The organism is Neisseria sp. HMSC03D10 (assembly GCF_001807625.1).
Lineage (GTDB): Bacteria > Pseudomonadota > Gammaproteobacteria > Burkholderiales > Neisseriaceae > Neisseria > Neisseria mucosa.
Map to the genome: position 1 here is coordinate 98,738 of NZ_KV789517.1, position 25,373 is coordinate 124,110.

The 25,373-nt window shown below is 52.9% G+C and carries 21 protein-coding genes; 16 read left to right on the plus strand and 5 right to left on the minus strand.

Annotated elements, in window-relative coordinates; translation table 11 throughout:
• The 3 genes from HMPREF3066_RS13290 to HMPREF3066_RS04135 all read right to left on the minus strand — a co-directional run.
• On the minus strand, positions 1-188 hold a 188-nt coding region (locus tag HMPREF3066_RS13290), incomplete at its 3' end, for a hypothetical protein (RefSeq protein WP_210385691.1).
• 217 nt (positions 189-405) lie between these two features.
• Positions 406-1,971 (minus strand): SulP family inorganic anion transporter, encoded by a 1,566-nt coding sequence (locus HMPREF3066_RS04130; protein ID WP_060975535.1) that lies wholly within the window; start codon positions 1,969-1,971, stop codon positions 406-408.
• Positions 1,972-2,090: 119 nt separating this feature from the next.
• Positions 2,091-2,765, minus strand: a complete 675-nt coding sequence (locus tag HMPREF3066_RS04135) for a carbonic anhydrase (RefSeq protein ID WP_060975534.1) — start codon at positions 2,763-2,765, stop codon at positions 2,091-2,093.
• 382 nt (positions 2,766-3,147) lie between these two features.
• Here HMPREF3066_RS04135 and HMPREF3066_RS04140 point away from each other — a divergent pair, with 382 nt between their 5' ends.
• The 4 genes from HMPREF3066_RS04140 (at position 3,148) to recJ (ending at position 8,394) form a co-directional block, all read left to right on the plus strand.
• Positions 3,148-4,389 (plus strand): aromatic amino acid transporter, encoded by a 1,242-nt coding sequence (locus HMPREF3066_RS04140; RefSeq protein WP_060975681.1) that lies wholly within the window; start codon positions 3,148-3,150, stop codon positions 4,387-4,389.
• A gap of 233 nt (positions 4,390-4,622) precedes the next feature.
• On the plus strand, positions 4,623-6,125 hold the full coding sequence (gene pta, locus HMPREF3066_RS04145) for a phosphate acetyltransferase (protein ID WP_049225731.1): 1,503 nt from the start codon (positions 4,623-4,625) through the stop codon (positions 6,123-6,125).
• A 146-nt stretch (positions 6,126-6,271) separates the two neighbouring features.
• Complete coding sequence (locus HMPREF3066_RS04150) at positions 6,272-6,547, plus strand: DUF1289 domain-containing protein (RefSeq protein ID WP_045074777.1); 276 nt, start codon at positions 6,272-6,274, stop codon at positions 6,545-6,547.
• Between the two features lie 146 nt (positions 6,548-6,693).
• The gene (gene recJ, locus HMPREF3066_RS04155; RefSeq protein WP_060975680.1) at positions 6,694-8,394 is read left to right on the plus strand and encodes a single-stranded-DNA-specific exonuclease RecJ; all 1,701 of its coding nucleotides are present in this window, start codon (positions 6,694-6,696) and stop codon (positions 8,392-8,394) included.
• Between the two features lie 80 nt (positions 8,395-8,474).
• Here the strand turns inward: recJ and mltG are convergent, their stop codons facing one another.
• The gene (gene mltG, locus HMPREF3066_RS04160; protein WP_049225729.1) at positions 8,475-9,470 is read right to left on the minus strand and encodes an endolytic transglycosylase MltG; all 996 of its coding nucleotides are present in this window, start codon (positions 9,468-9,470) and stop codon (positions 8,475-8,477) included.
• A 128-nt stretch (positions 9,471-9,598) separates the two neighbouring features.
• On the opposite strand from mltG, the gene ampD reads away from it, so the two are divergent.
• From ampD to HMPREF3066_RS04185, 5 genes are all read left to right on the plus strand, one after another.
• On the plus strand, positions 9,599-10,171 hold the full coding sequence (gene ampD / locus HMPREF3066_RS04165) for a 1,6-anhydro-N-acetylmuramyl-L-alanine amidase AmpD (protein WP_039406564.1): 573 nt from the start codon (positions 9,599-9,601) through the stop codon (positions 10,169-10,171).
• Between the two features lie 235 nt (positions 10,172-10,406).
• Positions 10,407-11,663, plus strand: a complete 1,257-nt coding sequence (locus HMPREF3066_RS04170; protein ID WP_003763891.1) for a cell division protein ZipA C-terminal FtsZ-binding domain-containing protein — start codon at positions 10,407-10,409, stop codon at positions 11,661-11,663.
• A 294-nt stretch (positions 11,664-11,957) separates the two neighbouring features.
• Positions 11,958-14,429 (plus strand): NAD-dependent DNA ligase LigA, encoded by a 2,472-nt coding sequence (gene ligA, locus HMPREF3066_RS04175; RefSeq protein WP_070440587.1) that lies wholly within the window; start codon positions 11,958-11,960, stop codon positions 14,427-14,429.
• Between the two features lie 162 nt (positions 14,430-14,591).
• Positions 14,592-15,977 (plus strand): putative phage abortive infection protein, encoded by a 1,386-nt coding sequence (locus HMPREF3066_RS04180; RefSeq protein WP_070440589.1) that lies wholly within the window; start codon positions 14,592-14,594, stop codon positions 15,975-15,977.
• 160 nt (positions 15,978-16,137) lie between these two features.
• Positions 16,138-16,578 (plus strand): SRPBCC family protein, encoded by a 441-nt coding sequence (locus tag HMPREF3066_RS04185; protein ID WP_070440592.1) that lies wholly within the window; start codon positions 16,138-16,140, stop codon positions 16,576-16,578.
• Positions 16,579-16,662: 84 nt separating this feature from the next.
• On the opposite strand, the gene pheA is transcribed toward HMPREF3066_RS04185, so the two are convergent.
• Positions 16,663-17,751 carry a prephenate dehydratase gene (pheA, locus tag HMPREF3066_RS04190; RefSeq protein WP_039862795.1) on the minus strand — a complete coding sequence of 363 codons (1,089 nt, stop codon included), beginning with the start codon at positions 17,749-17,751 and terminating at the stop codon, positions 16,663-16,665.
• Positions 17,752-18,273: 522 nt separating this feature from the next.
• On the opposite strand from pheA, the gene misR reads away from it, so the two are divergent.
• From misR to rplS, 7 genes are all read left to right on the plus strand, one after another.
• Entirely contained in the window at positions 18,274-18,951 is a 678-nt protein-coding gene (gene misR / locus HMPREF3066_RS04195) for a two-component system response regulator MisR (protein WP_003740839.1), read from the plus strand.
• A 15-nt stretch (positions 18,952-18,966) separates the two neighbouring features.
• Positions 18,967-20,382, plus strand: coding sequence for a HAMP domain-containing sensor histidine kinase (locus HMPREF3066_RS04200; protein ID WP_003758036.1), 1,416 nt, complete (start codon positions 18,967-18,969; stop codon positions 20,380-20,382).
• A gap of 314 nt (positions 20,383-20,696) precedes the next feature.
• The gene (locus HMPREF3066_RS04205) at positions 20,697-23,090 is read left to right on the plus strand and encodes a bifunctional acetate--CoA ligase family protein/GNAT family N-acetyltransferase (protein WP_060975243.1); all 2,394 of its coding nucleotides are present in this window, start codon (positions 20,697-20,699) and stop codon (positions 23,088-23,090) included.
• Positions 23,091-23,166: 76 nt separating this feature from the next.
• A complete protein-coding gene (gene rpsP, locus HMPREF3066_RS04210; RefSeq protein ID WP_003740833.1) occupies positions 23,167-23,415 on the plus strand; it encodes a 30S ribosomal protein S16 in 249 nt (82 codons plus the stop codon).
• An 18-nt stretch (positions 23,416-23,433) separates the two neighbouring features.
• On the plus strand, positions 23,434-23,943 hold the full coding sequence (gene rimM, locus HMPREF3066_RS04215) for a ribosome maturation factor RimM (RefSeq protein ID WP_060975244.1): 510 nt from the start codon (positions 23,434-23,436) through the stop codon (positions 23,941-23,943).
• The gene (trmD, locus tag HMPREF3066_RS04220) at positions 23,943-24,692 is read left to right on the plus strand and encodes a tRNA (guanosine(37)-N1)-methyltransferase TrmD (protein WP_003740829.1); all 750 of its coding nucleotides are present in this window, start codon (positions 23,943-23,945) and stop codon (positions 24,690-24,692) included. The genes rimM and trmD overlap by 1 nt, the downstream gene beginning before the upstream one ends.
• Positions 24,693-24,705: 13 nt before the next feature.
• A complete protein-coding gene (rplS, locus tag HMPREF3066_RS04225) occupies positions 24,706-25,071 on the plus strand; it encodes a 50S ribosomal protein L19 (RefSeq protein ID WP_003679470.1) in 366 nt (121 codons plus the stop codon).
• The last annotated feature ends 302 nt before the right edge of the window (positions 25,072-25,373 follow it).

Below are 25,373 nucleotides of genomic sequence, written 5' to 3' on the forward strand. Positions count from 1 at the left end.
GAATTCTCGTGGGCAAAGCCCACGCTACAGTTGTTATCTCTCAAACCAACACAACAACTCCCCCTATGAATTTCCCCAACTTTAGGCATTGCCCGACGGTGTAGCGTGGGCTTTGCCCGCGAATCCTGCTGTTTTTTTTTAGATATTTCATTATGTTTCTTTTCTGTCGGACAAAACAGCCGATTCATAAGCCGCCGTCATTCCCGCGCAGGCGGGAATCCAGACTCTGAAAGGCCGCTGCAATTTTTAAATATTTCCATAGCTTCCAAAACCTAGATTCCCGCCTGCGCGGGAATGACGAAGCAGGTATTTTTTATTTTCATCTACTAAAAAGGTCGTCTGAAAATCCTCCAAAACAGGTTTTCAGACGGCCTCTTTCTTCTCCTACTCATTCCAACCCAACTTCTAAATACTCGCGCTGTGCCCCACCCGCACATGGCTGTGGTGGTCGCGGCCTTCGTGGTCGTAGTCGGATTTGAAGCCTTTGAGCACAACATCTATGTCGTTTTCTTTGGCGAAGACGTTGGCGAAGTCTTCAATCAGTTCCAATACGTCGCCGGCGATGTAGGACGAGCGTTCGGCGTTGATGGTTACTTTCGAACCCGGGCGGATGTTTTTCAGGGTTTTCTTGATGGCGGCTTTGTTCAGGAACGAGACTTCTTCCGCCAGTTCCAAGCTGATTTCGTCAGCTTCGGCAAGTTCTTCGCGGCTGAGGTAGTAGGCGCGTTTCATGTTGCCCTGAAGGATGAAGATGATGCTGATGGCGAGCCCGATGCCGACGCCTTTGAGCAGGTCGAGCGCGACGACGGCGGCGAGGGTGGCGGCGAAGGGAATGAACTGGTACAGCCCTTTATGCCAGAAATGCAGGAGGGTGGCGGGTTTCGCCAGTTTGTAGCCCACCAGCAGCAAGACGGCGGCGAGGGTGGACAGGGGGATCATGTTGAGGATAAAAGGAATCGCCAAAACGCACACCAGTAACAGGACGCCGTGGATAACGGCAGACAGTTTGTGCGTCGCGCCTGCATTGGCGTTGGCGGACGAGCGCACGACGACGGAGGTGATGGGCAGGCCGCCGATGAGCGAGCTGACGATGTTGCCTGCGCCCTGCGCGCGCAATTCGCGGTTGGTGTCGGTGATGCGGCGGCGGGTGTCGAGTCGGTCGGCGGCTTCGATGCAGAGCAGGGTTTCAATCGAGGCGACGATGGCTATGGTAATGCCGGTCGTCCAGACGTAGCTGTTGCCGAAACCTGAAAAGTTGGGCAGCGTGAGCATAGCTGCGGCTTCACGCCATGTGTCGGGGACGGGCAGTTGGACGAGTTGTCCGGCGGGAATGGCAAGGCTGCTGCCGCTGGCGACAAACCATTGGTTCATCAGTATCCCCGCGCCCACAGCAACCAGCGCGGCGGGCAGGGCTTTGATGTTTTTCAACGCGGGGATTTTGTCCCATACGATTAGGATCGCCATCGACACGCCTGCTACCAAAAGGGAACCCATGTGGATGTCGGCGAACAGGGCGGCAGGATCGGCGAGGCTGCCGCTGCTGCCCAAGGCAAACGGAATCTGTTTCATGATGATAATCACGCCGATGCCCGCCAACATGCCTTCGATAACGGACACAGGGATGTATTCGGCAAGGCTGCCGGCACGGATGAAGCCGAGCAAAAGCTGGATGGCGCCGGCGATTAAGCCCGCGCACAGAAACAGCTCGAACGAACCGAGTTCGGTAATCGCGGCAAGGATAATCGCCGCCAAGCCTGCGGCGGGGCCTGAAACGCTGATATGCGAGGTACTGAGTGAACCGATGACGATGCCGCCGACGATGCCCGCCAACACGCCGGACAACGGCGGCGCGCCGGAAGCAAGCGCGATGCCGAGGCACAACGGCAGGGCGACGAGGAAGACGACCAGTCCGGAAGCGAAATTGGACTTAAACAGGCTGCCCAAAGGCTGTTTTTTCTGATGGGGTTTCATGGTGAAGGGTACTCCTGATGTGTGCATGTTTTTGTATTTGATAGGATTGGGGCAAATCAAGGTCGTCTGAAAAGTCAGGATGCTTGTCCAAGCTGCATTTTCAGACGACCTCCGAGCCATCAACCCACTTTCTTACGCGCGTTGACCACCCATTCGGAATCGGTGAGGTCGTAGATTTTCTGGATGTCGGCGAGGATGTTTTTGAAATCGATGTTCAAATCGATGAGGCGGCCGGTACGCAGATCGAAGACCCAGCCATGAACAATCGGGTAGCCGTCGAGCAGGTAACGTTCCTGCACGCACGCCATTTTGATGACGTTGAGGCACTGTTCCTGCACATTCAATTCGACCAGGCGGTCGTAGCGCAGGTGTTCGTCTTCGATTGCGTCCAGTTCTTCCTGATGCAGGCGGTACACGTCGCGGATATTGCTCAACCACGGATTCATCGTGCCAAAATCTTCGGGCAGCATCGCCGCTTTGATGCCGCCGCAGTTGTAGTGGCCGCAGATGATGATGTGTTTGACTTTCAGATGCGAGACGGCGTATTCGATGGCAGAGGCGGCATTCATGTCCAAACCGTGCACAAGGTTGGCGACGTTGCGGTGTACAAACACGTCGCCCGGCTCAAACCCCATCAGCTCTTCCGCCGCGACGCGGCTGTCGGAGCAGCCGATGTAGAGGTATTCGGGATTTTGTCCGTCGGCGAGGTCTTTGAAGTAATCAGGATATTGCTGCCTCTTTGTTTCCTGCCATTTGCGGTTGTTCTCAAAAATGACTTCGTATGATTGGCTCATGCGGCTTCCTTTCTGCTTGATGTGTCGTCTGTTTTTTTGTTACCGCACCCTGTTTCGGATGCGGCCTCTGTAAGGGTTGCGCATTCTAGGAAGGCAAAATTAGAGAAAAATTAGCCATAAAATGCCGTATAAATATGTAAATTCGGCATTTTCAAGCAAAAGGTCGTCTGAAAACCCTTTTTCAACCCAACCAAATAAAAAAGGAGAAACCGCCGTTTCTCCCTATCTTTCAAAAAATTAAACCGCTCTCATCCACTCGCCGCCCCCCCCCGCCCGAAAAACCCCCTGCTGTCCGCTATTTTCCCGCAATTTTCAGACGACCTCCTTACCAATCCTTACACTTTACGGCATAATGGCGGACTGTTTTTCCGAGGAGAATTCCATGTCCGTCAAAACCCCGTCGCTATTCGGCGGCGCCATGATTATCGCCGGTACAGTCATCGGCGCAGGCATGCTTGCCAACCCGACCGCCACCTCCGGCGTCTGGTTTACAGGCTCGCTGATTGTGTTGCTTTACACTTGGTTTTCCATGCTCTCCAGCGGCCTGATGATCCTTGAAGTCAACACCCACTATCCACACGGCGCCAGCTTCGACACCATGGTCAAAGACCTGCTCGGCCCGACTTGGAACGCCATCAACGGCATTGCCGTCGCCTTCGTTTTATATTTACTTACCTACGCCTACATCTTCGTCGGCGGCGACTTGACCGCCAAAGGTCTGGGCAGCGCGGTAGGCAGCGACGTTTCGCTCACCGTCGGACAGCTTGTCTTCTTCGGCATCCTCGCCTTTTGCGTGTGGGCGTCGGCACGGCTGGTCGATCGCTTCACCAGCGTCCTCATCGGCGGCATGGTGCTGACCTTCATTTGGGCGACCGGCGGGCTGATTGCCGATGCCAAACTGCCCGTCCTCTTTGACACCCAAGCCCCCGCAGGCACGAGCTACTGGATTTACGTCGCCACCGCCCTGCCCGTCTGCCTCGCCTCCTTCGGCTTCCACGGCAACGTCTCCAGCCTGCTCAAATACTTTAAAGGCGATGCGCCCAAAGTGGCAAAATCCATCTGGGCGGGCACGCTGATTGCGCTTGTGATTTACGTCCTGTGGCAAATCGCCATCCAAGGCAACCTGCCGCGCAGCGAGTTCGCCCCCGTGATTGCCGCCGAAGGGCAAGTCTCCGTCCTCATCGAAACACTGTCCAAATTCGCCCAAACCGGCAGCATGGACAAAGTGTTGACCCTCTTCTCCTACATGGCGATTGCCACTTCCTTCCTCGGCGTAACGCTCGGCCTCTTTGACTACATCGCCGACATCTTCAAATGGAACGACAGCGTGTCCGGCCGCACCAAAACCGCCGCCCTCACCTTCCTGCCGCCCCTGATTTTCTGTCTGTTGTATCCAACAGGCTTCGTTACCGCCATCGGCTACGTCGGTCTGGCGGCAACCATTTGGACCGGCATCATCCCCGCCATGCTGCTCTACCGTTCGCGCCAAAAATTCGGCGCAGGCAAAAACTACAAGGTTTACGGCGGATTCGGGCTGATGGTTTGGGTTTTCCTCTTCGGTGTCATCAACATCGCCGCGCAGGTATTGAGCCAGCTCGAACTCGTCCCCGTGTTCAAAGGCTGACAACCCAACCGCACAAGAGGTCGTCTGAAAACCCCATCAAAGGTTTTTTCAGACGACCTTTTCTATATTTTGCATAGACAGTATCAGCCCCTTAAAAATCCATTGCATTTTCACTCAATCCATTAACATTTAACCTTGTTGGAAACGCGGTTTGTTTGTTAGTATTAAGCCATTGCCGTTACGTCCGCATCACGGCGGCGACGGACAACCTCCAAATAGAAAGGACACATATCATGGCTAAATTATTGGTCGCTCCGGTATCCGCCGGTTTGGACGTGGCAGCAGCAAGCAAAGCCTTTGCCCAAGCTTTGGGCGCGCAAGTTTTCCAACCGCTCGACGCATCCGCCGAAACCCTGTTGGCGCAAGGCAAAAGCGACGACTGGTTTGACGCTGTGGTCGGCAAAGCCGTCGCACTCAATACCGACAATCTTGTTATCGAAGGTATCGCCCCCGAAGCGGACAAACTCTTCCTGTCCGGCAAAAACGTCGAGCTGGCATTGTCTTTGGATGCAGGCGTAGTCTTGGCATTGCAATCCGACAATGCCGACGCAGCCGAAGCGGCACACCGAATCAACCTTGCCAAACAGCTTTACACCAACGCACCGGGTCTTTTGGAAGGCTTCATTATTGAAGGCGCGGCAGCATCCGTGGGCGAAGAAGTTGCCCGTCTGACTGGACTGACGTTCTACGGCTCAAGCAGCGCGCTCAAAGACGTATCTGCGTTGGCAAAACGCGAAGCATCCCGCCTTTCTCCCGCCCAATTCCGTTACAACCTGATTGATTTTGCCCGCAAAGCCGATATGCGCATTGTCCTGCCCGAAGGTGCAGAACCGCGTACCGTCGCCGCAGCCGCCATCTGCCACGAAAAAGGCATTGCCCGCTGCGTCTTGCTTGCCAAACGCGAAGAAGTTGAAGCCGTTGCCAAAGAACGCGGCATCAACCTGCCTGACTCTTTGGAAATCATCGATCCCGCCACATTGGTCGAACAATACGTCGAGCCGATGTGCGAATTGCGCAAATCCAAAGGGCTGACGCCTGAAGACGCCCGCAAACAACTGCAAGACACCGTCGTCCTCGGCACCATGATGATGGCGCAAAACGACGTGGACGGCTTGGTATCCGGCGCCGTTCATACTACCGCCAACACCATCCGCCCCGCTTTGCAACTGATTAAAACCGCACCGGGCGCCAGCCTCGTGTCCAGCGTATTCTTCATGCTGCTGCCCAACCAAGTCCTCGTCTTCGGCGACTGCGCGGTCAACCCGAATCCGACACCCGAACAGCTTGCCGATATCGCCATCCAATCCGCCGATACCGCCAAAGCCTTCGGCATCCCGCCTAAAGTTGCCATGATTTCCTACTCCACCATCAACTCAGGCAGCGGCCCTGATGTCGATGCCGTGATTGAAGCGACCAAACTGGCGAAAGAAAAACGCCCGGACTTGGAAATCGACGGCCCGCTGCAATACGATGCGGCAACCGTGCCTGAAATCGGCAAAACCAAAGCCCCTGAAAGCACCGTCGCCGGTCAGGCAAGCGTCTTGATTTTCCCGAACCTCAACACCGGCAACTGTACTTACAAAGCCGTACAACGCAGCGCCAACGTCCTGAGCGTCGGTCCATTGTTGCAAGGTTTGCGCAAACCGGTCAACGACCTTTCCCGCGGCGCATTGGTAGAAGACATCGTCTTCACCATCGCCCTGACAGCGGTTCAGGCAAAACAAATGGCAAACTGATTACTTGATTTTTTAAAGTAAACAAAGGTCGTCTGAAAACCATCAATAAGGTTTTCAGACGACCTTATATATTCGGACGGTACATACCTGGCCGAAACCCTGCACCTTGGCTATACTCTTTCAGACGACCTTTCCGCACCTTCATTATGGAACAACCCGATTTCTTCCCCATCCCCAGCCCCTGCATCGGCGTATGTGAAGCCAACGAAAAAGGCTATTGCAAAGGTTGCCTGCGCAGTCGTGAAGAGAGATTGTATTGGCAGCAGATGACGGACGACCAAAAGCACCAAGTCATGCGCCTGCTGCATATGCGCAAAACCAAAATCCGCAACAAAAAACTCGATTTGCTGAGACAACAGGAAGAACGGGAAGAAATACAGCAGGACAATTTGTTTGACGACAACTTTGTCCCGGAAACTTAAAACGAGAAAGAGGTTCCCCTTCTCTTTCACAATAAAAGGTCGTCTGAAACCAGGCAGCAGATTTTGGTTTGCTTTTAGGTTTTCAGACGACCTTTCCCGCCTTAAAATACATCCCCTCAAATACAACTATACCCCGTCCACACACCATGCCCGTCAAAATCCAAACCCGCCCCGTCAACCAAAACGTCCTCAATGATTTGCTCACCGCCGGCGCCGACCCTTTAATCGCCCGCCTGTGCGCCTCGCGCGACGTGCAGAGTCCTGCCGAATTGGACGACAAACTCGCCGGTCTTCTGCCTTATCAATCGCTGACGAATTGCGAAGCCGCCGCCCGCCGTCTGGCGGATGCCATCGAGCGTAAGGAAAAAATCCTGATTGTCGCCGACTACGATGCCGACGGCGCGACGGCGTGTTCCGTCGGTATGAGCGGCTTGGCGGCGATGGGCGCGGCGGTGGATTTCCTCGTACCCAACCGCTTCGAACACGGCTACGGCTTGACGCCCGAGCTTGCAGAAATCGCTGCCGCGCAAGGCGTGGATTTGCTGATTACGGTCGATAACGGCATCGCCAGCATCGCAGGCGTGGCGCGGGCGCAGGAATTGGGTTTGGACGTGATCGTTACCGACCACCACCTGCCCGCCGAAACCGTACCCGACTGCACCATCGTCAATCCGAACCAAAAAGGTTGCGGCTTCCCCAGCAAAAGTTTGGCGGGCGTGGGCGTGATTTTTTATGTGTTGATGGCGTTGCGTGCCGAATTGCGCCGCCGCGATTATTTTTCAGACGACCTTAGAGAACCGAATCTGGGCGAACTTTTGGATTTGGTCGCACTCGGCACCGTCGCCGACGTCGTCCCCCTCGACCACAACAACCGTATCCTCGTATCGCAAGGTTTGAAACGGATGCGTTCCGGCAAAATGCGTCCCGGCATCCGCGCTTTGTTTGAAGTGGCGCGGCGCGACTGGCGCAAAGCGCAGCCTTTCGATATGGGTTTCGCACTGGGTCCGCGCATCAACGCCGCCGGACGGCTCGACGATATGTCGGTCGGCATTGCCTGCCTGTTGGCGCGCGACGACGCGGAAGCGCAGGCATTGGCGGCGCAGTTGAACGACCTCAATATCGAACGCCGCGAAATCGAGCAATCCATGCTGCAAGACGCGCTGAACGCCTTTCCCGAAACCCTGCCTTCAGGTCAGACGACCCTGGTCGCCTACCGCGACGACTTTCATCAGGGCGTGGTCGGCATCGTCGCCAGCCGCCTCAAAGACCGTTTTTATCGTCCGACCATCGTGTTTGCGCCTGCCGACAACGGCGAAGTGCGCGGTTCGGGGCGTTCCATTCCCAACCTGCACCTGCGCGATGCTTTGGATTTGGTGTCCAAACGCCATCCCGATTTGATTTTGAAATTCGGCGGACACGCGATGGCGGCGGGCTTGAGTATACTCGAACACAACATTCCCGCGTTTCAGACGGCCTTTGAAGAAGCCGTGCGCGAAATGGTGTGCGAAGACGATTTGTCGCAAACCTTCATCACCGACGGCAGCCTGAAAGCCTGCGACATCACGTTGGAACAGGCGCAAAACCTCGCCCGCCACGTTTGGGGACAAGGCTTCGCGCCACCGAGCTTTACCGACGAATTTCACGTCATCCGCCAGCAGCCCTTGGGCGCGGAGGGCAAACACAAAAAAGTCTGGCTGCAAAAAGACGGCTACGAATTTGAAGCCATGTTCTGGCGGTGCAGCGAAGACATCCCCGAATACATCCGCACGGTTTACCGCCCCGTGGCAAACGAGTGGCGCAATCAGATGGAATTGCAGCTTTATATCGATTATTGGGAAGCGGCTTAAGGCTTGCGAAAGATAAAAGGTCGTCTGAAACCGAAGATCAGGTTTCAGACGACCTTTATGCTTTTGAAGCTTAGTTCGGCTTATTTTTTCAAAATATATTTGCGTACGGCGGCATTGTGTTCTTCCAAATTATGGCTGAACTGGCTCAAGCCGGTGCCGTCCATTTTGGAAACGAAATAGAGGTATTTTTCATTCGACGGATGCGCGGCGGCTTCAAGGGCGGCTTTGCTCGGCAGGGCGATGGGGGTCGGGGTTAAGCCGCTGCGGGTGTAGGTGTTATACGGTGTATCGCGCTGGAGGTCGGCTTTTCGGATTTTGCCTTTATACGCGCTGCCCATGCCGTAAATCACGGTCGGATCGGTTTGCAGGCGCATGCCGATGTTGAGGCGGTTGACGAATACGGAAGCAACATGGGCGCGGTCGTCTTCGTGGGCGGTTTCTTTTTCAATCAGGCTCGCCATAATCAGCATTTCATACGGATTTTTGTAGGGCAATCCGCTTTGGCGATCTTCCCAAGCGTCGTTCAGACGACGTTGCATGGTTTGATAAGCGGTTTGGTAGATTTGCAAATCGCTGCTGCCTGCGTCGATTTCGTAGCTGTCGGGGAAGAACTGGCCTTCCGGATTGCTGCTGAGCGCGTCGGGGGCAATCGCCTGCATGAGTTCCGCATCGCTCCAGCCGCGTGTTTTGTGTTCGATGTCGGGCGTGTTATCGATGATTTTACGCATGGTGGCAAAACGCGAACCTTCGACGATTTGAACGGTAACGGCATCGGGTCTGCCATTGCGGATTTTCTGTAAAATGCCCCAGGCGGAAATGTTGGAAGGGAGGCGGTACGAGCCGGCGTTGAGTTTATTGTGTGCACCTATCAGGTAGGCGGCTGCGACCAGTACATGGCGGTTGTAAACGACTCCGTCTTCGGCAAGCGTACGGCTGACGGAAGAAATGCCTTGGTTTTTGGCAATTTTGATGCGGTATGCTTTGCCGTTGTCTTTGGGAACAAACAGCAAGGCGGCGAACACGGCGGCAACGGCAACAAAAAATACCGCAAACCATTTCAACATTTTTTTCAGCATGGTAGGATTTTTGATTTGTGAACGTCGGGCGACAGTATAACCGAAATGCGCACCCCATTCCCGCGCGCCCGCCCGACGTATGTTTTTTCCGCCTCAGTGGTCGTCTGAAATAAAGGGTCGTCTGAATTATGAATCTTCCGTCCGAATGCCAAGACATTGACTGGCAACAAGGCTGGTGGCAGCCTGCCCGCCGCGCGTTTTCTCCGAACTTCGAGCCGCGTGCAGAATCAGAAACTGTGTCGCTGGTGGTTTTACACAATATTTCGCTGCCGCCTTTCGAATATGGGACGGGCGCGGTGGAAAAGCTGTTTACCAACCGCATCGCCCCCAACGAACATCCGTTTTTCAGCGTCATCCACACCTTGCGCGTTTCCAGCCATTTTCTGATCACCCGCGAGGGCGAGGCGGTGCAGTTCGTTTCTTGCGACGATATGGCGTACCACGCGGGCGTGTCGTCGTTTCGCAGACGTGAAAAGTGCAACGCGTTTTCGGTCGGTATCGAATTGGAAGGCTGCGATTTCGAGCCGTTTGCCGAGGCGCAATATCAAACGCTGGAAACCCTGCTGCACGCGTTGGTCGGGCATTACCCCATCACCGCTGTTACCGGTCATCAGGACATCGCTCCCGACCGCAAAACCGACCCCGGCCACTTTTTCGACTGGCAAAGATTGCAGGCAGCAGGTTTCCCGGTTGTCCGTTAATCGCTCAAAAATGCCATATAGCATTTTTCAGACGACCCAGCCCGATTTTGGGCTATCATTCACGGCATTTGCTGTCAGAAAAGTTTATTTTCGTTATAATTGAATGTTCATACGGGACAATCCGTGTCCGACTCCGACGAACTTACTCGCGGCAATACGATTCCGCATGCGCCCAAAGGCAAACCGCCCCGGGCAACGAAGACGGAATGCCGCTCTTACAAAAAAGTGATTACCCATGATTTTCATCGTCTTAGGCTTGGCAGTCATCCTTGCCGTCATCGCCTACAATATGTACCAAGAAAACCAATACCGCAAACAGGTGCGCGAGCAGTTCGGCCACTCCGACAAAGACGCGCTCCTGAACAGTAAAACCAGCCATGTGCGCGACGGTAAAGAATCCGGCGGCAAAGGCCTGTTCGTCAAAAAAGCGAACAAAGCCCAAGAAGCCGCGCTGCGCAATCTGCAAGAACAAGACGAAATCTTCGCCGCCAAAGCCAAACTCGCCAAACCTTCCGCCATCAAAACCGATGTCGAGTTGGCGATTGAAGACGACTTTACCGACGAGCCGGTACAGCATACCGTCATCGGACTGAACAACGAAATCACCACCCAAGCCGCCAGCGACGAGCCGGTCAACCTGCCGTCCGCCGCCAACCAGCCTTTGGTCAGCTTGGACGAATTGTCTCAAGTCGAATTGCCGTGGTTTGACCCGCGCTTCGACTACCTCGCCTACATCGCCCTCTCCGAAGCGCAAGAGCTGCACGCCCTGCCCCGCCTGTCCAACCGCCACCGTTTCCAAATCATCGGCTGCACCATGGACGACCGCTTCCAAGTTGCCGAACCGATTCCGAGCGTGTATTACCAAGGTTTCGTCGTCGGCCTGCAAGCAGTCAGCCGCAACGGTTTGGCAACCCAAGAAGAATTGCAACAGTTCAACCAACAAGTTGACACCTTTGCCCAACTGATGGGCGGCAAAGTCCTCCACACCGATTTGGCGGCATTTACCGAAGTTGCGCAGGCATTGGACACCTTCTGCGCCCGCGTCGATCAAACCATCGCCATCCACTTGGTTTCACACAGCAACATCAGCGGCGTCGAACTGCGCGCTTCTGTTGAAAACCTCGGCTTCGTATTGGGCGAAGACGGCGCATTCCACTACACCGGACAAACCGGCAGCCCGATGTTTGCCATCCACAGCCTCACAGGCGACGCGTTTACCAACGCCCTGTTGGACAACCAGTCCTACAAAGGCTTCAGCATGTTGCTCGACATCCCGCATGCCCCAGCCGGCGAAAAAACCTTCGACCTCTTCATGGACTTGGCGGTACGCCTCTCCGGTCAGTTGGGCTTGGATTTGGTCAACGACAAAATGGAAGAAGTTTCTACCCAATGGCTCAAAGACATTCGCAATTACGTCTTGGCACGTCAGGAAGAAATGCTCAAAGTCGGCATCAAACCCGGCAGCAAACAAGCCCTGCGCCTGTTCTCCTAAAATCGAATGTAATCAAAGCGGATATGTCGTTACGGCATATCCGCTTTTTTTCGGGTAAAATTCAGCTGTTTTCAACTTATCCTTTTCAGACGACCTTTATCCGTCCCATCATGTATAGTGGATTAAATTTAAATCAGGACAAGGCTCGCAGACAGTACAGATAGTACGGAACCGATTCACTTGGTGCTTCAGCACCTTAGAGAATCGTTCTCTTTGAGCTAAGGCGAGGCAACGCCGTACTGGTTTAAGGTTAATCCACTATAACAGACAAAGGTCGTCTGAAAACCTTCCTCCATGAATCCGACTGCACAACACATCCGCCACCTCACCGACCTCCTCAACCGCTACGCCTACGAATACTACACCCTCGACGCACCCAGCGTACCCGATGCCGAATATGACAAACTATTCCGCGAACTCGAAGCGTTGGAACGAAACCATCCCGAACTCAAACTGCCCGACAGCCCGAGCCAACGCGTCGGCGGCGAGCCTTTGGCGGGATTTGCCGAAGTGCGCCACGAAGTGCCGATGCTGTCGCTGACCAACGCCTTTTCCCCGCAAGATGAAAACGGCGTGTTCGACCATGCCGAAATGTACGCCTTCGACCAACGCGTGCGCGACGGCTTGGACGGCGGCAATCCCGAATACGTTATCGAACCCAAATTCGACGGCCTCGCCATCAGCCTGCTCTACCGCGACGGCGTATTGGTGCAGGCGGCGACGCGCGGCGACGGCACGACCGGCGAAGACGTTACCCAAAATGTCAAAACCGTCGCCAATATTCCCCTACGGCTGCACGGCGAAAATCCGCCCGAACTCATCGAAGTGCGCGGCGAAGTGCTGATGCTCAAAGCCGATTTTGCCGCCCTCAATAAAAGACAAAACGAAAACGGGCAAAAACCCTTTGCCAATCCGCGCAACGCCGCCGCCGGCAGCCTGCGCCAACTCGATTCACGCATTACCGCGCAACGCAAACTGCACTTTTTCCCCTACTCCATCGCCCGCCAGCAAGGCGGTTTCATCGCGGAAGAACACATCCAAGAACTCGCCTATTTCCAAGAGCTCGGCTTCAGCCTGCCTAACGGCAATTTCGGCTGTTTCAAAAATATCGACGAAGTATTGGCGTTTTACGAACAAATGCAGCAAAAACGCCCCGAACTGCCCTACGAAATCGACGGCATGGTGGTCAAAGTCAACAGCTTGGCGCAACAGCGCGAACTCGGCTTTATCTCCCGCGCGCCGCGCTGGGCGATTGCCCACAAATTCCCTGCCGAAGAAGCCCTGACCGTCGTCGAAGCCATAGACGTGCAAATCGGGCGCACCGGCGCCGTTACCCCCGTCGCCCGCCTGCAACCCGTATTCGTCGGCGGCGTAACCGTCACCAACGCCACCCTGCACAATCAGGACGAAGTATCGCGTAAAGACGTGCGCGTCGGCGACACCGTCGTCGTGCGCCGCGCCGGAGACGTGATTCCCGAAGTCGTGCGCGTGATTTTCGAACTCCGCCCGATGCAGGAAACCGCCGTTGCCGTTTCAGACGACCTCAAGCATCAGCAAGACGACCTGTTTGCCGAAACACCGTCCGCCAACCAAACCCAATCCGTTCCGCTACACAAGCCCTACCGCCTGCCGACCCATTGCCCCATCTGCCGCAGCGAAATCGAACGCGAAGAAGGCGAAGCCGTCGTCCGATGCAGCGGCGGCATGCTTTGTCAGGCACAACGCGCGCAAGGATTAATCCACTTCGCCTCGCGCAAAGCCATGGACATCGACGGCCTCGGTCAAAAACAAATCGAGCAGCTTGTCGCCCAAAACCTCGTCCGCCACTTCGCCGACCTCTACCGCCTCGACATCCCGACCTTGCAAAAAATGAAGGAAACGGCAGATAAAGGATCGTCTGAAAACGAAAACGGCGACACAGAAACGGTTTCAGGCGATCTATCTGAATCCAACACCCCAAACGGTAAAAAACAACCGACCAAGTGGGCGGAAAACATCCTCGCAGGCATAGAAGCCAGCAAAACGCCCGAACTCGCCCGCTTCCTGTTCGCGCTCGGCATCCGCCACGTCGGCGAACGCACCGCCAAAACGCTGGCGCAGGCATTCGGCTCACTGGAACACGTCCGCCGCGCACCCGAACCCATCCTCGCCTGCCTGCCCGACATCGGCACCGTCGTCGCCCGCTCCATCGCCCACTTCTTCGCCCAAGACGCGCAACAGGCGATGATAGACGAGCTGCTCGCCGCAGGCGTTGCCCCGCAAACCCAAGCCGTTACCATCCCGCCCGCCCGCCATGCCGAGCCGCAACGCTGGATTGCCCGCCTGCCCGGTTTCAAAATCAGCGAAAACAAAGCCCAAGCATTATGGGAACTCGCCGGCAAAAGCATAGAAGGCCTGCAAACCGACAAAGCCCTCCCCGCCGACTGGCAAGCATGGCGCAGCAAAGCACAAAACGCCGCCCTGCTCGAAAACCTGAAAACCTTCTTCACCCAAACGTCGTCTGAAAACCAAGAAGCAACGGTTTCAGATGACCTCAACGAAGCCGTAGCAGGCAAAACCTTCGTGTTAACCGGTACCCTGCCCACCCTCAAACGCGATCAAGCCCAAGCCTTGATCGAAGCCGCAGGCGGCAAAGTTTCCGGCAGCGTGTCCAAAAAAACCGACTACGTCGTCGCCGGAGAAGCCGCTGGCAGCAAACTGGAAAAAGCCAATGCCTTGGGTGTGGCGGTATTGAGTGAGGAAGAGCTTTTGGCGATGCTGGGCTGAATACCCGCCAAACATACCGCAGATTAAACTAGGAAATCCCCGCATCGTAATTCCCCCATATGCGGAAACAACAGCATAGATATTGCTGATTCGGATTTATAAAATAAGGTCGTCTGAAAATTTTTCAGACGACCTTTATGGGTGTAAACAAAAGGAAAAACCATGGACAAAGGGAATAAACCCAATCGCTTATTATGGATATTAGGCATAGCTGCCGTCGCTGCATTTCTTATCATTTTGGGATTGTATATCGCTTATTTCAAAAACTTATCCGTAACCAACGATTCTGCCACATGGGGAACATTTGGCGACTATCTGGGCGGCACGCTGAACCCCATCATCAGCTTCCTAGCCCTTATCGGCTTGCTCTATACCATTCATCAACAAGCGCAGGAAATGCAAGCAACGCGCGAAGAGTTGAAACAGGCGGCGGAACAGCAACGCCAACAGGTAAAACAACAAAGCCGCCAGTCAGAGATTTTTAATCTGCAACAATTTGAATCCTCATTTTTTTCTTTGCTGGAGCAGCACAACGAAGCTGTTGAAAAGATTGAAGTAGAAGCGACAAATGAAGAAATCTATTACGCTTACAATGATAAACTTGGAGGTATTGCGGGATGTAAACCATCAGAAGAACTAAGCAATAGCCATGCAATAAAGTCCATTAACCAACATTACGAGCTCAAAAGCTATTTTAATCTTTTATTCCAAATTCTAAAGTTTATATCAATCAGCTTGTCTCACAATTCAAAAAACAGCGAATTAAACAATAGCGAAGATTCGAAAATTACCATAAAAGATTTTGACTCAGATAACAAAATATCCAAGAAAAAACTAAGCCAAGAATATATTACTCCTCGAGAAAGGATGTATAGCGGCATACTCCGTTCTTTCATTCCAAATCACATTCTAAAATTACTGGCTTTAAACTGCCTGACGATTGATGAATTTTCACAAGATTATGAATTAGAAACTCTTTATAATTTTCAAGGTCTATTAAACCGATATGCACTACTAGAACAATTACAATTATCCTGTACAAATCTCAAAAAAATAGATATTTCTTCTCTTATCAATGAAGATAATGCCATACATTTTCTTATTCTAACCAGCCATATAGATATAGCTTCCGCTTTTGGAAATAGCAACATACTTGCTAAATCAAAAGAATTTTTTAACTATAGATTTAATTATTGGCTAACAGTAAAAACAAAATCATTACACAACAAACAATATGAATTAAAAAACATCAAAAGAAAAATTATTAGATTAGAACCCATGCTATGCGAAGAATATGAAATGTTAGATATTTCTGAAAGAAAAGAACTGCTTATTTTACCTGAAGGGCAAAATTACTTCCGCCAACCGGACGATAATTTCAACGCATGGAAACAAGAGTATCTTGAGAAACTGAAAAATGAAAAAAAATATTATGAAGAAAAAATTAACGAAATTAATGCTGAGTTAAAACAAATAGAAGAAAACAAAAAAGCATGGTTAGAATCTCTGCAAATTGAAGACAATAGAGCAATCTATTCAATATCATAAATCTAATCAGCTCTATCTATAAGGTCGTCTGAAAATTTTCAGATGACCTTTATTCCATTATCCATACCAAACCAACCATGTCGCCCAATGCAATGATGAACTGATACCAACTGCACCACTCTTATCAATATCTCCATCTTTACCCACAACGGTCAATATCATGCTGACTTACACCCGCAGCGTCTGGCTGGATGCGCCGCTCGAACCGATATTCCGCTACTGCACTTCCCGACACGGATTTTCCCGTCAGTTCCCGTTTGACGTGCAATGGCTGTCGGAAAAGGAATACTGGGCGCGTGGAGATATTTTGGATTTCAGATACAGAGTTTGCGGAATTTGGTTGCGGCATCGCGCCGAAATCATTTCGCTTGAGCCGAACCAATCGTTTACCGACCTGATGCTGAAAGGGATTTACCGTTCCTTCCGCCATACGCATGAATTCAAATTTTCCGAGGGGCGTACCTGCGTGACGGATACGGTGGAATTTACTTTCGGGCTGGGCAAAACGGTTGACCGGCTAATCGGATTACCGACTTTGCGTCGGACATTTGAAAAACGCCACCGTTTATTGAAAGAGTGGGCTGACCAATGGACTGACTGAAGATGCTACAAGTTAAAGGCGTAAAAAAGGTCGTCTGAAAACCCGTATCTGAATTTTCAGACGACCTTCTTCATTCTCACTACATTACAAAACGGCTGCCGGATAGGACCCGATGACTTTGACAAACGATGCGCGTTCGCTCAAGAGCCGCAGTGCGTTTTGGACTTTTTCGTCGTTTTGATGTCCTTCGATGTCGATGAAGAACAGGTATTCCCACAGCGCGGATTTGCTTGGGCGGCTTTCGAACTTGGTCATTGAAATGCCTGATTCGGTAAACGGCTGCAACAGCGCGGCGACGGCGCCGGCACGGTTGGGCGCGGAGACTGCCAGCGAGGTTTTGTCTTTGCCGCTGCTGCCTGTATCTTGATGCCCCATGACCAAGAAGCGCGTGGTATTGTTCGGCTCGTCCTCGATGCATTCGGCGACATAGTTCAAATGGTAAATATCGGCTGCGGTACGCCCTGCAATGGCGGCGATACTGGGGTCGTCTGATTCTGCCACCAGCCTTGCCGCTTCTCCGTTGCTGGAAACGGCGATGCGTTCGGCGTTGGGCAGGTTGCGTCCGAGCCAGTCGTTGCATTGCGCCAGCGCTTGGGCGTGTGCGATGACTTTTGTGATGCCGCCCAATTCGTGCGTGCCTTTACGCAAAAGGTTGTGATGGATGCGGACAATGACTTCGCCGCAGGCTTTCAATGCGGTTACTGCCAATAAATCTAAGGTGCGTCCGACCGAGCCTTCGGTCGAATTTTCAACCGGCGCGACCAAGTAATCTGCCTGCCGCGTTTCAACTTGGCGGAAACACTGGTCTATGGTTTGAAAAGCGGCGGTATGGGCGGCATGGCCGAAATGTTTGATGGCTGCCTGCTGGGTAAACGTTCCCTGCGGGCCGAGGTAGGCAATCGTCAGCGGACGCTCCACCGCCAAGCATTCGCTCATCACTTCGCGAAACAGCCTTGCGATGGACTCGTCAGGCAACGGACCTTTGTTCAAACTCTGAATCCGCCTCAATACCGCGACTTCGCGCTCGGGACGGTACACCGCGCCCGTTCCTTTCAATTCGCCGATGGCGTGCGCATGGCCTGCGCGCTCGTTCAACAGGCGCAAAATCTCGGCATCGATTTCATCGATGGCATTGCGGTGCGGCAAAAGCTGTTCGTCAATGGATAAGGACATATCGACAAGCCCCTTGTGATTCATTCATCAATATAGATAATCATTCTAACATCAAACAGGTCGTCTGAAAGCCTGAATACGTTTTCAGACGACCTGTTTTATAGTGGATTAACTTTAAACCAGGACGGCGTTACCTCGCCTTAGCTCAAAGAGAACGATTCTCTAAGGTGCTGAAGCACCAAGTGAATCGGTTCCGTACTATCTGTACTGTCTGCGGCTTCGCCGCCTTGTCCTGATTTAAAGTTAATCCACTATGAATCCCTCCGTCCTTTCTCGAACACAGCCTTTACCGGCATCATTTTGCCGCCCGTTTGGCGCGTATCCAGCGTATATTTTGGGGATTTGGTACAGGGGTCGTCTGAAAATGTAAAGACAGCGTCCCTGCAATGCAAAAAAGCGCAAAAGCATAGGAAAACAAGCTATCAAAAAACTCAAAATGCGTGTTAAGATTAGCCATCACTATCCGCCGCACCCGTTTATTTCGGGTTTGCGCAGCGCATACAATCACGAAAAGGAAATCCCATGAGTCGCGTATTACTCGTAGATGACGACGCTTTGCTGACTGAATTGCTCACCGAATACCTTACCGCCGAAGGATTGAACGTCCACAGCGTTCCGGACGGCGAAGCCGGTGTACACGAAATCCTGACCGGCCAGTACGATGTCGTCGTATTAGACTCCATGATGCCGAAAATGAACGGCTTGGACGTATTGAAAAACGTCCGCTCCCAAAGCACCGTTCCCATCATCATGCTGACCGCCAAAGGCGACGACATCGACCGCATCATCGGATTGGAAATGGGTGCGGACGACTATGTTCCGAAACCTTGCACCCCGCGCGAACTGTTGGCACGCATCAACGCCATCCTGCGCCGTGCGCAACAAAGCGGCGAGCCGAACAACGCGCCAAACAGCATTTCCGTCAGCGACGTCGTCCTCTACCCCGCCAAACGTCAGGCGACCATCAAAGACACTCCGCTTGAGCTGACCAGCACCGAGTTCAACCTGCTCGAAGTCCTGATGCGCCACGCCGGACAAGTTGTCAGCAAAGAAACTTTGTCCATCGAAGCGCTTGACCGCAAACTGGCAAAATTCGACCGCAGCATCGACGTTCACATCTCCAGCATCCGCCACAAACTGGGCGATGCCTCGCTGATTCAGACCGTACGGGGCTTGGGCTACCTGTTTGTTAAAAACTAAAGATAAAACAGATCAATGAAACTGTTTCAACGCATCTTCGCCACATTTTGCGCAGTCATCGTCTGCGCAATCTTTGTGGCGAGTTTTTCTTTTTGGCTGGTGCAAAATACCCTCGCCGAAAACCAATTCAACCAACGCCGCACCATCGAAACCACTTTGATGAACAGCATCCTCTCCGCCTTTAGGGCGCGCGGGGACAGCGGTGCGCGCGAAATTTTGGCGGAATGGGAAGACAGCCCCGTTTCCAATTCCGTTTACGTCATTTTGGGCGACGAGAAAAAAGACATCCTCGACCGCAACATCGACAACCACACCATCGAACGCGCCCGCGTGTTTGCCATCAATAATCCCAATTCCGATTTGGCGCACATCGAATACGACCGTTTCGGCGAAGAATACCTCTTCTTTATCAAAGGTTGGGACAGCCATCAGGCGCAACGCCTGCCCAGCCCGCTCTTTATCCCTGGTCTGCCGCTCGCCCCGATTTGGCATGAATTCATCATCCTGTCCTTCATTATCGTCGTCGGTCTGCTGATGGCGTACATCCTCGCCAGCAACATTACCAAGCCCATCAAAATCTTGGGCAGCGGTATGGACAGGGTGGCAAACGGCGAACTTGAAACCCGTATTTCCCAGCAAGTGGACGACCGCGACGACGAATTGTCCCACCTTGCCATCCAGTTCGACAAAATGGCGGAAAAACTGGAAAAACTCGTTGCTAAAGAACGCCACCTGCTGCACCACGTCTCCCATGAAATGCGCTCTCCCTTGGCGCGCATGCAGGCAATTGTCGGACTGATTCAGGCGCAGCCGCAAAAGCAGGAACAATATCTGAAAAGGCTGGAAGGCGAATTAACCCGCATGGATACCTTGGTTGGCGAATTGCTGACGCTTTCCCGTTTGGAAACATCCAATATCCCGCTGGAAAAAGAAAGCCTGAAGCTCGTCCCCTTCCTGAAAAACATCGTGGAAGACAACCAAAGCATCGCCCAGCAGAACAAACAAACCGTTACCCTCTCGGTCGAACCCAGAATCCCCGAAAATGCCACGGTCTGCGCCAACGAAGGCTATTTGTACCGCGCGTTTGATAACGTTATCCGCAACGCCATCAATTACAGCCCCGAAGGCAGCACCATCCGCGTCAATATCGGACAAGACAGCAAGCATTGGATTGTAGACGTTACCGACAACGGCCCCGGCGTGGACGAAATGCAACTGCCGCACATTTTCACCGCCTTTTACCGTGCCGACTCCAGCGCCAGCAAACCCGGTACCGGCTTAGGCCTTGCCCTGACCCAACACATCATGGAGCAGCACAACGGCAAAATCATGGCTGAAAACATCAAGCCGAATGGTTTGAAAATGCACTTTATCCTGCCCAAAAAGAAAGTGAACGGCAAAACGGAAAAGCCGCATCCTAAAAACTCTTGACCATGAATATTGCCCATCGGGGTTTGTAAACAAATTGCCACACCCCCAAGCCTACAAAAGGTCGTCTGAAAAGAACAAACCCTTACGTTCCCGCCTTTCAGACGACTTTTATGCCATTTGTCATATATAATGCAAATGAATAATTAAATCATTTAAAGTCCGCATATTCCGCCATAAAGAGCAGCGAAACAGACTATCCATTGATAACAAAACCAACAACGAACGCCCAATCCCGTTCACTCATCACACACCCCTTCCATCCCCCCCGAAAGGTCGTCTGAAACGCAGCGTCCACACACCGAAAAGGAGGCACTATGTCCGCCCAATCCATGTCCGGCTACTTCTTCATGCCCAACCACATCATTCTCGTGGGCGCGAGCGAACGCCCATACAGCTTGGGCGAACGCATCCTGAGCAACCTCCTGAGCGCACCGTTTCAAGGTCAAATCACACCCGTCAACCTCCGCCACCGCACGGTTGCGGGACTCACCTCCTACACCAACCTCAACAAAATCCCCGGCAGCGCCGACCTCGTCATCGCCGTAACACCACCCGACAGCTACGACGCCCTGTTCAAGTCCTGCCGCAAAAAACAGTTCGGCCACATCATCCTCATCCAAGACTGGGAAAGCCTGTCCGACGATGAATGGCACACCGCCGAAGCCGCCATCAAAAAACACCACGGCGACGAACTCAACATCAGCGTGTGCAGCCCCGCGGGCGTGCAGCTTCCATCGCAAAGCCTCAACATCAGTTCTCAACCCGACCATCCGGCAGGCTACACTGCCCTTCTGACCGGACACGCCTCCGTCAGCAGCGAAATCAACCTCATGCTGCAAAAAATGGGACAGGGCATTTCGCGCCACATCAGCCTCAACTATCCGCTCAGCCCCACCACTTCTGCCGACTGGCTCAACCGTTTCGGACACAACCGCCACACCAAAGTTGCCGTTATCGAACACAACCCAGCCGAAAACCAGCGCAACCTGTTCAGCGCCATCCGCCATTTCACCCGCCACACACCGCTTATCCTCCACGTTACCCACCGTTCGGACGACACCGAAAAAGCCGTGTTACGCTGCCTTGCGCGTCATTGCAACTTCCTCGCCACATTCAGCAGCAGCGAACTCGAAGCCGCCCTGCACGCGCGTTTATCCGACCTTCCCCCTCTGAACAGCATCGACATCCTGTCCGACACCCCTGCCGAGTGGCTGGAAACCTGTGCGCCCCCAAACCTAAAACTCCAATTCCCCACCAAGCAGCCGCACATCCGCCAAGGCTACATCGGCAGCACACCCACGCCCGCCCATTACCACAGCATCGCCAGCCAACACCTTCAAAATACCCATACCGAAGCCCTGCTCGCCATCGTTGTCCCGACCGACAGTCCTGACGAAAAAAATCTAACCCGCACCCTGAGCATGCTGGCGAAACACACTGCCAAACCCCTGCTTGTCAGCAGCCGCTTTTCAGACGACCTCCTGCATTTCGATCGTCCTGAACAAGCCCTGCAAGCCGTATCGTTCCGCAACATTGCCGACCAACTGCAAAAAGAACAGCTACGCATCGCCACACCCAAAAAAGGTCGTCTGAAAACCCCGCAAGCAAGAAACATTACCAAAGCCCTCGCATCAAAAGACCTGCCCCTGCTTGCCGAAGCCCTGTGTCTGCCGGCTTATCAGCACACCGTGCATAACGCCGTGCAATTCCGTTTCCAACGCCATACCGCCTATGGCGACATCCTGACCGTATGCCATCAAGGCAGAACCGCCGCCGCGCTCCCGCCGTTCTCTACGCTGGACAGCGAACACATCGCCCGTTTCGCCCAACTCGACAATACACACACCCTCAACCAGCTCCTGCACACCCTAAACACACTCAGCCAACGGCAGCAATACATCGGCGAAATCCTGCTCAACCTCAACGGCGACCAATACAGCAGCGACTTTGTCTTGCATGCTGACGAACGTCCTTCCCCGAAAAACAAACCAACCAATATAGCCACCCTCAAGCTCGAGCAGGCCGCCGCCAAAGTACAGACCGCAGCAGAATACCTGCGCAGCAAAAATCCGACTGCCGCCGAGTTCCTCCGCAACACCGGCGAAGCCGCCGCCGAACTTTTAGGCGCAAAAACCGAAAGCGAAGCCCCCATCCAAAACGTGCTCGCCCCCTACCCGACCGAGCATCCTGCCACGCTTACCCTCAAAAACGGCGAAACCGTAACCATCCACCCGTTCACTCCCGAAGACGCGGAAGCCAAGCAACAATTCGTCCGTAGCCTGTCTCCGCAAGCGCGCTACACCCGCTTCATGACCCATACCAACGAATTGCCCATCCCCACCCTCGCACGCTTCAGCAAACTCGACTACCACAGCGAAGCCGCATGGACGGCGCGCAATTCAGACGACCTCATCGTCGCCGTCAGCCGCTTCAGCCGTATCAACCGCAACGAATGCGAATTCGGCATCACACTTGCCGAAAACGTGCGCGGCAAAGGGTTGGCAGCGGAAATGATGAAGCTGATTATCCAATCGGCAACACAACAAGGCTACCGCGTCATGAGTGCCCAAATACTCAAATCCAACACCCCTATGCTTAAACTTGCTGAAAAATCAGGCTTTACCATCACCCCTTCAGAAGAAGACAACACTTTATGCCAAGCACGCCTCAGCCTGACCACTCCGCAAAACAGCAACAAAAACAAATAAAAACTTGCATGAACAACGCAAAATATCCTAAAATTAGCGGTTTCTTATCTATCCGATTTTCTCAAAAGGACTCAAAATGGTAGTTATCCGTTTGGCTCGCGGTGGTTCTAAACACCGTCCCTTCTTCCACGTAGTCGTTGCCGACTCTCACAACCGCCGCGACGGCCGCTTCATTGAGCGCGTTGGCTTCTACAACCCTGTTGCCAATGAAAAACAAGAGCGCGTACGCCTCCAAGCCGACCGCCTGAACCACTGGATCGCCCAAGGCGCACAAGTCAGCGACGCAGTTGCAAAACTGATCAAAGAACAAAAAGCTGCTGCTTAATCACCGGCTAATCTTGCTATGACCGACACTCAGCAACGGGTAGCCATGGGCTACATCAAAGGCGTATTCGGCATCAAAGGCTGGCTCAAAATAGCCGCCAATACAGAATACGCCGACAGCCTCCTGGACTACCCTGAGTGGCAGTTAAGCAAAGACGGTAAAACCCTGAATGTGACACTCGAAGCCGGCAAAATCGTCAGCGGGGAGCTTCAGGTCAAATTCGAAGGCATAGACGATCGCGATCAAGCTTTTGCCCTGCGCGGCTATACCATCGAAATCCCCCGAGAAGAATTCGCCCCCACCGAGGAAGACGAATATTATTGGGCAGATTTAGTCAGCATGACCGTTGTCAACAAAGACGATATCGTGCTCGGCAAAGTCATAAACCTGATGGAAACCGGTGCCAACGATGTTTTGATGATTAATGGAGAACATGGTCAAATCCTGATCCCGTTCGTATCCAACTACATTGAAACCGTCGATACCGAAAGCAAAACCATTACCGCCGACTGGGGCTTAGACTACTGATGTTGATTCAAGCCATCACCATCTTCCCCGAAATGTTCGACAGCATCACCGAATACGGCGTAACCGGTCGTGCAAAAAAACAAAACCTTTGGCAATTCCAAGCCATCAATCCCCGCAAATTCGCCGACAACAAACTCGGCTATATTGACGACCGCCCCTTTGGCGGAGGTCCGGGAATGATTATGATGGCACCGCCGCTACAAGCAGCGATAGAAGAAGCCAAACAAACATCTTCAGCACCTGCAAAAGTCATCTACCTTAGCCCGCAAGGTCAACCGCTGACCCACAAAAAAGCCGTAGAACTTGCAAAATCCCCGCATCTCATACTGCTTTGCGGACGATACGAAGGAATTGACGAGCGCCTACTGCAAAGCAGCGTAGATGAAGAAATCAGCATAGGCGACTTTGTCGTTTCCGGCGGAGAGCTACCCGCCATGATGCTGATGGATGCCGTACTCAGACTGATACCCGGCGTATTGGGCGACATACAGTCAGCCGAGCAGGATTCGTTTTCAGACGACCTATTAGACTGCCCCCATTACACCAAACCTTTAGAATTCCAAGGCATGACCGTCCCTGACGTATTGCGTTCGGGCAATCATGGCTTGATAGCCGAATGGCGGTTGAAACAATCGCTGCGGCGCACCCTGGAGCGCAGACCAGACCTGCTGGAAAAGCGCAGTTTAATCCCAAAGGAATCCCGCCTCTTAAAAGAAATCTTGCAAGAGCAACAGGAAATCCAATCATAATTTAGGAAAAACAATGAACCTGATTCAACAATTAGAGCAAGAAGAAATCGCTCGCCTGAACAAAGAAATCCCCGAATTCGCACCGGGCGACACCGTAGTCGTTTCCGTACGCGTAGTAGAGGGTTCACGCAGCCGTCTGCAAGCTTACGAAGGCGTTGTTATCGCCCGTCGTAACCGCGGCTTGAACAGCAACTTCATCGTCCGCAAAATTTCCAGCGGCGAAGGCGTTGAGCGTACCTTCCAACTCTACTCCCCTACCGTAGAAAAAATCGAAGTAAAACGCCGCGGTGACGTCCGTCGCGCCAAACTGTACTACCTGCGCGGCCTGACCGGTAAAGCTGCCCGTATTAAAGAAAAATTGCCTGCCCGTAAAGGTTAAGCAAAAGAATTGCAAAGCAAAATCCCCACTTTTCAGTGGGGATTTTTATTTTGCAATTCTTATAACGGATCTTCGCAGAAATTTGATCTAAAAAATATTGGGTTAAACTTAAATCAGAGCAAGGCAATGAGGTTGCCGACAGCAAAATGTATAAAACTATTTCACTTATTACCCTGATAACTCAATAAAAAATTATTCTTTTCAAACCAGAGTAAAGTAAAGCTGTGCAGGTGTTTAAACTTAACTCTCTATACAACAATATATCCCAATAAAAACCAGTTTCAGACGACCTTCGATGCAAT

Bases quoted from the DNA above. Each gene is read 5' to 3' on its own strand.
- HMPREF3066_RS04130 (WP_060975535.1), bottom strand. From the start codon at position 1,971: ATGAAACCCCATCAGAAAAAACAGCCTTTGGGCAGCCTGTTTAAGTCC.
- HMPREF3066_RS04135 (WP_060975534.1), bottom strand. From the start codon at position 2,765: ATGAGCCAATCATACGAAGTCATTTTTGAGAACAACCGCAAATGGCAG.
- HMPREF3066_RS04140 (WP_060975681.1), top strand. From the start codon at position 3,148: ATGTCCGTCAAAACCCCGTCGCTATTCGGCGGCGCCATGATTATCGCC.
- pta (WP_049225731.1), top strand. From the start codon at position 4,623: ATGGCTAAATTATTGGTCGCTCCGGTATCCGCCGGTTTGGACGTGGCA.
- HMPREF3066_RS04150 (WP_045074777.1), top strand. From the start codon at position 6,272: ATGGAACAACCCGATTTCTTCCCCATCCCCAGCCCCTGCATCGGCGTA.
- recJ (WP_060975680.1), top strand. From the start codon at position 6,694: ATGCCCGTCAAAATCCAAACCCGCCCCGTCAACCAAAACGTCCTCAAT.
- mltG (WP_049225729.1), bottom strand. From the start codon at position 9,470: ATGCTGAAAAAAATGTTGAAATGGTTTGCGGTATTTTTTGTTGCCGTT.
- ampD (WP_039406564.1), top strand. From the start codon at position 9,599: ATGAATCTTCCGTCCGAATGCCAAGACATTGACTGGCAACAAGGCTGG.
- HMPREF3066_RS04170 (WP_003763891.1), top strand. From the start codon at position 10,407: ATGATTTTCATCGTCTTAGGCTTGGCAGTCATCCTTGCCGTCATCGCC.
- ligA (WP_070440587.1), top strand. From the start codon at position 11,958: ATGAATCCGACTGCACAACACATCCGCCACCTCACCGACCTCCTCAAC.
- HMPREF3066_RS04180 (WP_070440589.1), top strand. From the start codon at position 14,592: ATGGACAAAGGGAATAAACCCAATCGCTTATTATGGATATTAGGCATA.
- HMPREF3066_RS04185 (WP_070440592.1), top strand. From the start codon at position 16,138: ATGCTGACTTACACCCGCAGCGTCTGGCTGGATGCGCCGCTCGAACCG.
- pheA (WP_039862795.1), bottom strand. From the start codon at position 17,751: ATGTCCTTATCCATTGACGAACAGCTTTTGCCGCACCGCAATGCCATC.
- misR (WP_003740839.1), top strand. From the start codon at position 18,274: ATGAGTCGCGTATTACTCGTAGATGACGACGCTTTGCTGACTGAATTG.
- HMPREF3066_RS04200 (WP_003758036.1), top strand. From the start codon at position 18,967: ATGAAACTGTTTCAACGCATCTTCGCCACATTTTGCGCAGTCATCGTC.
- HMPREF3066_RS04205 (WP_060975243.1), top strand. From the start codon at position 20,697: ATGTCCGCCCAATCCATGTCCGGCTACTTCTTCATGCCCAACCACATC.
- rpsP (WP_003740833.1), top strand. From the start codon at position 23,167: ATGGTAGTTATCCGTTTGGCTCGCGGTGGTTCTAAACACCGTCCCTTC.
- rimM (WP_060975244.1), top strand. From the start codon at position 23,434: ATGACCGACACTCAGCAACGGGTAGCCATGGGCTACATCAAAGGCGTA.
- trmD (WP_003740829.1), top strand. From the start codon at position 23,943: ATGTTGATTCAAGCCATCACCATCTTCCCCGAAATGTTCGACAGCATC.
- rplS (WP_003679470.1), top strand. From the start codon at position 24,706: ATGAACCTGATTCAACAATTAGAGCAAGAAGAAATCGCTCGCCTGAAC.